The 8,541-nt window shown below is 68.8% G+C and carries 11 protein-coding genes; 5 read left to right on the top strand and 6 right to left on the bottom strand.

Annotated features, from left to right (window positions below):
- Positions 1 to 248 precede the first annotated feature (248 nt).
- From KME78_RS47200 to KME78_RS47185, 4 genes are all read right to left on the bottom strand, one after another.
- The gene (locus KME78_RS47200) at positions 249 to 1,121 is read right to left on the bottom strand and encodes a F510_1955 family glycosylhydrolase (protein WP_219536498.1); all 873 of its coding nucleotides are present in this window, start codon (positions 1,119 to 1,121) and stop codon (positions 249 to 251) included.
- Between the two features lie 33 nt (positions 1,122 to 1,154).
- Entirely contained in the window at positions 1,155 to 2,105 is a 951-nt protein-coding gene (locus KME78_RS47195) for a M56 family metallopeptidase (protein ID WP_219536497.1), read from the bottom strand.
- Positions 2,102 to 2,476, bottom strand: a complete 375-nt coding sequence (locus tag KME78_RS47190; RefSeq protein ID WP_219536496.1) for a BlaI/MecI/CopY family transcriptional regulator — start codon at positions 2,474 to 2,476, stop codon at positions 2,102 to 2,104. Before KME78_RS47190 ends, KME78_RS47195 begins: the two co-directional genes overlap by 4 nt.
- Before the next feature lie 64 nt (positions 2,477 to 2,540).
- Complete coding sequence (locus tag KME78_RS47185) at positions 2,541 to 3,713, bottom strand: NAD(P)/FAD-dependent oxidoreductase (protein WP_219536495.1); 1,173 nt, start codon at positions 3,711 to 3,713, stop codon at positions 2,541 to 2,543.
- Between the two features lie 80 nt (positions 3,714 to 3,793).
- Here KME78_RS47185 and KME78_RS47180 point away from each other — a divergent pair, with 80 nt between their 5' ends.
- The 3 genes from KME78_RS47180 to KME78_RS47170 all read left to right on the top strand — a co-directional run bounded on the left by KME78_RS47180 (position 3,794) and on the right by KME78_RS47170 (position 5,195).
- Entirely contained in the window at positions 3,794 to 3,994 is a 201-nt protein-coding gene (locus tag KME78_RS47180) for a heavy-metal-associated domain-containing protein (protein WP_219536494.1), read from the top strand.
- A 120-nt stretch (positions 3,995 to 4,114) separates the two neighbouring features.
- On the top strand, positions 4,115 to 4,510 hold the full coding sequence (locus KME78_RS47175) for a DUF6153 family protein (RefSeq protein WP_219536493.1): 396 nt from the start codon (positions 4,115 to 4,117) through the stop codon (positions 4,508 to 4,510).
- A gap of 79 nt (positions 4,511 to 4,589) precedes the next feature.
- Positions 4,590 to 5,195 (top strand): DUF305 domain-containing protein, encoded by a 606-nt coding sequence (locus KME78_RS47170; RefSeq protein ID WP_219536492.1) that lies wholly within the window; start codon positions 4,590 to 4,592, stop codon positions 5,193 to 5,195.
- A gap of 302 nt (positions 5,196 to 5,497) precedes the next feature.
- On the opposite strand, the gene KME78_RS47165 is transcribed toward KME78_RS47170, so the two are convergent.
- Positions 5,498 to 5,644, bottom strand: a complete 147-nt coding sequence (locus tag KME78_RS47165; RefSeq protein ID WP_219536491.1) for a hypothetical protein — start codon at positions 5,642 to 5,644, stop codon at positions 5,498 to 5,500.
- Entirely contained in the window at positions 5,641 to 6,342 is a 702-nt protein-coding gene (locus KME78_RS47160) for a glycosyltransferase (protein WP_219536490.1), read from the bottom strand. Before KME78_RS47160 ends, KME78_RS47165 begins: the two co-directional genes overlap by 4 nt.
- A 307-nt stretch (positions 6,343 to 6,649) precedes the next feature.
- On the opposite strand from KME78_RS47160, the gene KME78_RS47155 reads away from it, so the two are divergent.
- Complete coding sequence (locus tag KME78_RS47155) at positions 6,650 to 7,894, top strand: hypothetical protein (protein ID WP_219536489.1); 1,245 nt, start codon at positions 6,650 to 6,652, stop codon at positions 7,892 to 7,894.
- A 16-nt stretch (positions 7,895 to 7,910) separates the two neighbouring features.
- A complete protein-coding gene (locus tag KME78_RS47150) occupies positions 7,911 to 8,498 on the top strand; it encodes a TetR/AcrR family transcriptional regulator (protein WP_219536488.1) in 588 nt (195 codons plus the stop codon).
- Positions 8,499 to 8,541: the final 43 nt, after the last annotated feature.

Here is an 8,541-nt window from a genome sequence, read left to right as displayed (position 1 = left end):
TTCGCCTACAACGTGGCCGCTCTGCCGCTGGCCGCGCTCGGCCTGCTCAACCCGATGATCGCCGGAGCCGCGATGGCGTTCTCCAGCGTCTTCGTGGTCAGCAACAGCCTGCGGCTGCGCCGCTTCAAGTAACCACGGATCCGATGGCTCCGAGCAGCACCGCTCGGAGCCATCGGCATGTCATGAGGTGCAGCCCCTTCAGCGCGAGGGTGTCGATCAGGTTGGCTTGTGGCGTTTGAGCTGGTAGGTCAGTTCGTGGGGGCGAAGGCTGTGGTGAAGGTTTTGCCGCCGTCCTTGGACTCCAGGACGGTGCCGTCTTCCAGGGCGGCCAGCAGTCGCCGGCGGTCCACGGCGGTGAACGCGGTGGCCTGGCCGGGTAGCTTGCCGACGGTGGTCCAGGTCTTGCCGTCGTCCTGGCTGGTGTGGATGCGGCCGTCGGCCCCTGCGCCCACCATCAGGCCGGTCGTCAGGACGTCCACATGGCTGAGCAGGGGGGACTTCGGCACCTCGACGAAGTTCACGCCGCCGTCCTCGCTCACCTTCAGTCCTTGCGGGGTGGTGGCGTACAGGCGGGTGGACTTCTCGGCGCTCACGCCCAGGTCGAGGACCTTCTCCTCGGTGCCTTGGGTCCAGGTGGCGCCGCCGTCCGCGCTGCGCCAGACCTTCGAGGTCTGGCTGTCGAAGGCGTACAGGTTCTCGCCCGCGAGTTGGAGGGAGTGGAAGTCGGCGGAGCCGTCCTGCGAGATCACCTTCCAGGTGAGCCCCGCGTCGGTGGAGCGGATCAGTCCGAGGTGCGGCGGACGATCCGGTGAGACGTCCTCGGCGGCGGGATGGCCGCTGGCCAGGAAGGTCTTGGAGCCGGTGATCGTGAAGCCCATGTGGTCCTGGTTCCGGTCGGCGACGCGGGCGATGGTGGTCGGGGAGGTGACCGTGAACAGCCCGTGATGTCCGGCGACGTAGAGCGCTCCATCGGCCGGATCGACGCCGACCCCGTGGACGTGGCCCACCCCGAGGTTCGACGACTCGCTTCTTCCGCCGTGCTCTGGAGACGCCTGTCCGCACGCGACCAACGCGAAGCTCAGTGCGGCTGCGGAAAGCAGCCGCCGACCCACATGTTGCATGGCCAGATACTACTACGGTCTATCGTAGTGAGGTCAGAGGCCGAGGAGGGAATGGCAGTGGTGGGCGAGGAACGCGTTCACCCCCGGCACCATGGCCAGGGTCACGGGACCCGCGAGCAGCAGCGTCACCGCGAGCAGGCCGGCCAGGCGTTCCCGCCGGTCCAGCGGCGTCTGCGGGCCCAGCATCCGACGTACGCGGGCCAGGGCGGTCGCACCGCCGGCCCCGAGGGCGAACGCGGGCACCTTGCCCGTCGCCAGCTGGACGAGGGCGGCGGCGATGTGGATGCGCGGGTGGCGGCGTGCCGCGACGTCATCGGCCAGTAGCTCGACCAGCCGGATGATCTCGGTTCGGGCCCGCGCGAACAGCGGCACCCCCGGGAAGGCTCGTGTCAATGTGTCGGCGGCGGCCAGCACCAGATGGTGATGTCCGTTCAGGTGCGCCTGCTCGTGCGCGAGCACCGCCGCGACCTGCTCGGGCGCCAGCGACCGCAGCGCCCCGGTGGTGATGACCGCGTGCCCGTTCCGGCCGGGCAGGCAGTACGCCATCCGCTGCTCGTAGTCGACCACCATCGCTCCGAGATCGACGTCGTGCCGCCCCAGCAATGCCAGCGCGTCAGCGTGCCGCCGTCGTTCCCGGCGGGCGCCGAACAAGACCGCGCCGCCCATGTACGCCAGTCGCGCCAGCAGCAGCCCGCCCACCGTGAGGCCGACCCGGGTGCTGGTGGTGCTCAGCGTGGCCCCGTCGTTGAGCAGCATGGCGCACGCCTCGAACAGCCCGGCCAGCCCGTGCCCCACCACGGAGGCGGGCACCGCCACCGCGAACGCCGCCAGCAACGCCGAGGCGACCACCGACGCGCTCGCCGCGTGCCACATCGCGATGGCCAGCCTCGGCGCTCGATCGGCCCAGCCAACCTGCCCCAGCACCCTCGGCAGCACCACGGCCGCGAAGACCGCGTACAGCGCGAGGATGACCGCCACCGTCATGAGCGGCGTCCTGCTCGCGGGTAGACCTGAAGGGCCGTCTCCAGCGCGCTCGCCTCCTCTGGGCTGAGCCCTTCGAGGAAGTGCACCAGCGTGGCCGCCTGGTTGCCGCTCTTGCCCAGCGACTCGCGCATCACATCGGCGGTGTACGCCTCCTTCGACGACACCGCCTCGTAGACGTAGGCCCGGCCGATCGGCTTGCGCTTGAGCAGGCCCTTGGTGTGGAGCTTGTCCATCACGGTCATCACGGTCGTGTAGGCGAGGGTGCGGTCATTCAACAGGTGCTCGAGGACGTCCCTGACCGACGCGGGCCCCTTGATGGCCCACATACGATCCATGATCGTGGACTCCAGCTCTCCCAAGCCACGTACCATCGGACAGTCCTCTCTACCTTCGGTCAATCCCATCCTACCGGGGATCGTAGTTAGCGGCCTTGGGTCACGCGACAGCGTCCACGCGGTCGGCCGCGGCTGTGGCGCGCTTGAGGCGGATCAGGTCCTTGGGGGCATTCACGGCGACGGCGCCGACGAGCACGCCGTTTCTGGCGAAGGCGATCGCGAATCGGTTCTCGTCCGGTTCCCCGGTTACCAGGCGGCTCTCGTCGGCCAGGTGTGGCAGTCCGGCGGTCTGGATGCGGGCGCCGTGCATATGGGTGGCGAAGGAGGGGAGGTCGGCGTACGGCTTGGCGCTCTCAGGGCCGGTCAGGAGGTTGAGGGCGGCGAGGGCGCCTTGGTCGTTGGCGTTCGCCCAGTGCTCGACGCGTACGAGCTCGCCGCCGAAAAGACCGTGCGGCCAGCGCGCGACATCACCCGCCGCCACCACGTTCTCCGCGGCGAACAGCGTCTCGTCGCACACCACACCGTCGCTGAGCGTCAGGCCGCTGCCCTCCAGCCAGTCGGTGTTCGGGGTGACGCCCGTGCCCGCGATGACCAGATCCGCCGGGAGGGTCGAGCCGTTGCTCAACCGCACGCCCGTCACCCGGCCGTTGCCCTCGAAGCCGGTCACGCGGGTGTCGCTGACCAACTCGACGCCGTTGTCCCGATGGTGGCGCGCGAGCCAGCGCGCCGCTTCGGCGCCCAGGACGTTCGTCATGGGGTACGGGGAGGCGTCGACGAGGGTGACGTTCAGCCCGAGGGCGCGGGCGGTCGAGGCCACCTCGCCGCCGATGAAACCGCCGCCGATGACCACGACGCGCTCGTGCCCGGCCTGTAGTTCGGCGCGCAGGGCCAGGGCGTCTTCGACGGTGCGGAGGGTGCGGACGCCGTCGGGGTGGTCGGGCAGCCGGCGCGGGCGGGCGCCGGTGGCGATGACGAGCCCGTCGTAGCCGAGCTCGGTGCCGTCGTCCAAGGTGAGGCGCCGGTCGGAGGTGTCCAGGCGCACCGCTTGACGGCCCTTCAGCCACTGGTCGCCGAGCTCCTCGGCGCCGGGGAGGGTGATCTCGTCGTCGCCCCTCAGCATGCTCTTGGACAGGGGCGGGCGATTGTAGGGCAGGTGGCGCTCGGCGCCGATCAGGGTGATGTCGCCCGCGAAGCCCTCCCGTCTGAGCGTCTGCACGGCACGCAGGCCGGCCAGGGAGGCACCGACGACGGCAACGGTGTTCAGCGTTCTCATGGTCGCGGACTATACCTATAGGGGGTATATAGTGCAAAGTACCCCTCGGGGGTTAGTTATCTGAACCAAGAGGAGATGTCATGAGCGGTACGTACAAGGTGAGTGGAATGACCTGCGGCGGATGCGCGGGCAAGGTGAAGACGGAGATCTCCAAGGTGGACGGCGTCACCGGCGTCGAGGTGGACCTGACCAGCGGCACGGTCACCGTGGCGGGAACCGCCGAGGAGGCCCTGGTTCGTGACGCCGTCGAAGAGGCGGGCTACGAACTGACCGCCGTCTGACCGTTCCTTCCGGTGAACGGATGCCTGCTGCGCGCCGTACCTCCCAATACCGGCGTACTACGAAGTGTGTTAGTAGAGTGGTGCGCCACGGAAGGTATCCGTTCACCGAGGAGAGGGCTGGTGGGAGTGCTGGAGCGGCGTCTCGCGTTGCGGGTCGTGCGCGGCTTCCTGCTCGTCATCCTCGCCTTGGGCGTATACGGGATGCACACGCTGGGGCATGCCGAGTGCAGGCACGGTGGTTCGCCGGGCGATGCGTCCGTCATGCTGCGGGAGCCTGTTTCCGCGGGAAGCCAGGGATCGGCGCCCGATGGGGGTATGCCCGGCTTCGATCCGACGAGCGTGTGCCTGGCCGTGCTGACCTCGTGGGTGATAGTGCTGGCGCTGGCCGCCTGGATCAAGGAGCGGCGCCGTACCAGCGCGAACACCCTGTCCTCCTCGTCGGTCCAGCGGGTCGCCAGGCCCCCGCCGATGACCACCTCCTTGCGCCTGGCGCGTCTCTCGATGTTGCGCATATAGGCCGCCGCCCGCGCGGACGGGCTCCGAGGCTGTCCGCGACCAGGCCGGCAGTCCCAACACATCGAGAGAGCACACAACCATGCACAAGATTTCGTACGCCGTCGCCGCGGGCGCGCTCGCCCTGTTGACCGCCTGTGGGAGCGGCGGCGACTCCATGGCGGCGCATGAGGGAATGGCCGGCAGCGGCGCTCCGGCCGCCACCACGGCCAGCGCGCAGCCGTCGGCGTCGGCGACGTTCAACGACGCGGACGTGATGTTCGCGCAGATGATGATCCCGCACCACGAGCAGGCCGTCGAGATGGCCGACATGGCCGCCACGAGTGCCGGCGATTCGGAGGTCAAGGAGCTGGCTGCCAAGATCAAGGCGGCCCAGGACCCGGAGATCCAGACCATGAAGGGCTGGCTGACCGACTGGGGCAAGCCCGCCCCCGAGGGCGGCATGGGCCACGAGATGCCAGGCATCATGTCCGAGGAGGACATGAAGAAGCTGGAGGCCGCCAAGGGCAAGGCGTTCGACAAGCTGTTCGTCCAGCAGATGATCGAACACCACAAGGGCGCGATCGACATGGCCAAGACGGAGCAGACCGGCGGCTCGAACCCGGAGGCCAAGGAACTGGCCAAGGCCATCGAGACCGCCCAGCAGGCCGAGGTGGAACAACTCCAGAAGATCGCCGACAGGCTCTGACAGCCGAAGACCCGCCCGGGCGCGCTCCCGCGCCCGGGCGGTCGCATCTTGATGGAGGGCTCTTTCCGCCCTGGCTAGCCAGGTCACTGCCAGCAGACGAACGCCACCATGATGCCCATAGCGCTGTCGTAGGCGGCCCGGCCAGCCGTCCGAGGCGATGATCTCGCCTGCGGCAGCGAGCAACGGTCAATCCGCATTAGCTGGATTGCGCGCCTGACCTTCGCCTGCGATCAGGGCCGTGGTCACCTTGCGCATGCGGACGCGCAGATCGGGGGCATGGGGCCGTCAGCCAGACGGCGCGCTCAGACGGTCACGCGCAGCAGCCGTTCCAGGGCGGTGGCCGCCGCTGACGCGCCGCCGGCGGCACGCAGCCGGGCTCCCACCTCCTCGGCCTGCCGTTTGCGCGTGATCGTCTGGCGTACGGCCTCGCGAAGGTTGCCGGCGTTCAACCGGGAGAGCGGTAGCCTCGTCCCTGCTCCGCCTCCTGGACGCGCCGGGCGACTTCGACCTGGTCCCTGCTGAACGGCACCACGCAGACGGGGACTCCGTTGAACAGCGCCTTCTGGGTGATTCCCATCCCGCCATGGCACACGACGGCCGCAGCGTTGCGCAGGACGAGACTGTGCGGGACGAACCGCTCGACGTGGGCGTTTTCCGGCCGGCGGAAGTCGCCGGGGTCGAGGGACGCCGTCGTCACGACCACGTCGTACGGTTCACCTTCCAGGGCGTCCAGAGCGGTCTGAACGAGCTTGGCGTCGTCCTGGAACAGCGTCGAACTGGTGACCAGCACAACGGGCCGGGCAAGGCGCGACAGCCAGTCCGGTTCCGAACTGGGCTCGGAGGGGTCCCAATCGCCAGGTCCCACCATGAGCACGGACGGGGGCAGCTCGGTCCGCGGATACTCCAGCGGCTCGGCGGTGTAGCTGAGCACGAGCGGGGCCTGCATGTACAGCTCGGGAACGTGCTTGACCGGGGGCAGGCCCAGGTCGCGCCGCATCGCGTTGACCGGAGGCAGGAGCATGTCGAAGATCGGCAAGGCCGAGGCCCGCAGCACGGCGTCGCGCAGGCGGGCCGGCCTGCTCCGCGAAGGCTTCAGCCCGAGGCCGAAGGGTGGCGCATCCGAGGACACGAGGGGAATCCGCACCATGACCTCATCGCTGATGCCGGCTAGCGGCAGACTTGGCCCATCTAACTATTGGCCATAGTAGAAAGCATGGCAAGCATCCGCCTTGGCCTTGACGCGTGCACACTGGATCTCTCATGATTGATACATGACCGTCTCACAATCGCGACACTATAATCGCATCACCCTTCCATCCTCGGCGGTCGGCATCGTTGTGGCTGCGGGGCTCGCCTCCCTGACAGCCACGTACTGGGACGACGCCTGGCACACCGATCTCGGGCGGGACGACGCTTTCATCCCTCCGCACCTTCTGCTCTATGGATCGATTGCCGTGTCCGGGCTGGTGGTCGCGAGCTGGGGCCTGCTGACGATCTGGCGGGCACGCTCCTTCCTCGCCGTGTTCCGGCAGCCCGACCTGCTCACCGCGGCGGCTGGTGGAATCGTGACCCTTGGGGCCGCTCCCGCCGACGCCTTCTGGCATGACGCCTTCGGCAGGGACGCGGTTCTGTGGAGCCCGCCGCACATACTGGGCGTCTTCGGCACGGTCGCCCTGATCGTGGGGATAGTGGCAGGCGTACGCCCCGGAATCCCGTCATGGCTCACCTCGGCGGCCGGTGCGCTCCTGCTCGGTGGCGCCTTGGTGTCGGTGATGGAGTTCGAGACCGACGTGCCCCAGTTCAATGAGGCCCTCTACCTGCCCGTCCTGCTGATCGGCGCGATGTTCGCGACCCTCGCACTCCGTCAGTTGATGCCGGGCCGATTCTCCGTGGCAAGGGTGGTCTGCGCCTATGGCGTGGCCCGGTTGATCATCACGGCCGTGCTGCTGGTGCTCGGACGTACGACACCGGACCTGCCGCTGGCCATCATCGGCTTGGCGGCGATGGACCTGCCCTGGCGGCGGGCGACCACCGCCTATGCCGCGGGCGCGGCCGGGATCTCGCTCACGACACTGATCTCCAGCTCGTTCGGCCTCACGAGTGTGCCCGTGCTCAGCGTCCTGCCGACAGCTCTGCCCGTGACCGTGGTGTTCGTCGTGGCCGCGCTCGCGGAATCACGCCGCCTTCGCCCAGCGGCCACCGCCCTCCTGCTGGGGGGCATCATCGTCCTGCCGCTGACGGACCAGGACCAGGCCTTGGCACATGACCCTGGCCAAGGCGAGCCGGTCGCGCAGGTGAGCCTTGTCGGCACCTCCGATGGACATGGATCACTTTCCCTCACCGGCGAACTACCACGCGATGCCACGCCGAGCCGAATCGTGGCCCGGCGTGCGGGAGAAACGGTGACCGGCACCTTGGGCACCGGCACGGTCCGCGTTCCCCCGACCGGTGTGTGGTTCGTCTACCTGGAGGCGACGCACCCACGCGGTGCCGTCGAGACCTGGTTGCCGCTCGACGCGAGTGCCAAGGAGCGCGTCAGCGAGCGCCGTGATCTGTACCTTCCCGTGGGCCGAGCGAGCGGGGCGAGCATGTCCGCGGCACAGATCGCCACGGGTGCCGCCCTCTACGCGCTCGGCATCGGCGTGCTCGTCCTCGCCGTCGCGCAGGCGCGCCGCGCGAGCGTTGATACGGCCGTGTAACGATATTGTGCCGTCCATGACCGCAATTGAACCCGCTCTCGTCGACGCCACCGCCGCGGCCGTCACGCGGTGGGGGCTGAGCCAGGCCACGCTCGAGCGAGTAGCCGACGAAGCGGGAATCTCGCGCGCGACCCTGCATCGGCGCGGCGTGTCTCGTGAGGCACTCGTTGGCGCGCTGGCCAAACGCGCGGCGGATGAGTTCCGCACTGCCCTCTGGCCCGCGCTGACGAGCGCGGGCACCGCGGCAGAACGTATGCGCGCCATGCTGAAGGCGATGTTCGAGGCGGCCGACGGACACCTGGAACTACTGGCAGGCATGTACGTGTCCTCCGGCGAAATGTTCCACGAGCCCGGCCCCGACGCCCTCGTCGTCGACATCTTCGCGGGGCCGTTCGATCGGCTGCTTCGCGACGGCACGCTGGACGGATCGCTGCGCGAGGTGCCGCCCACAGCCACCGCGACCGTCTTGTTCAACACCGCGGGCTGGGGATATGTCCACCTTCGCGCCAGTCACAAGTGGCCGATGGAACGCGCTCGAGACGCCATAACGGACCTGGTCATGAACGGTCTCCTCCCTGAGCATCGGGGCAAGCCGGACTCATAACGCATGGAGATGTGTCGCTCAGAACCCGTCGAACCGGCAATGG

The sequence above is a fragment of the Nonomuraea guangzhouensis genome (assembly GCF_019396345.1).
Lineage (GTDB): Bacteria > Actinomycetota > Actinomycetes > Streptosporangiales > Streptosporangiaceae > Nonomuraea > Nonomuraea guangzhouensis.
Note: the sequence above shows the minus strand (reverse complement) of the source record. Positions and strands in the feature narration are given on the sequence as shown.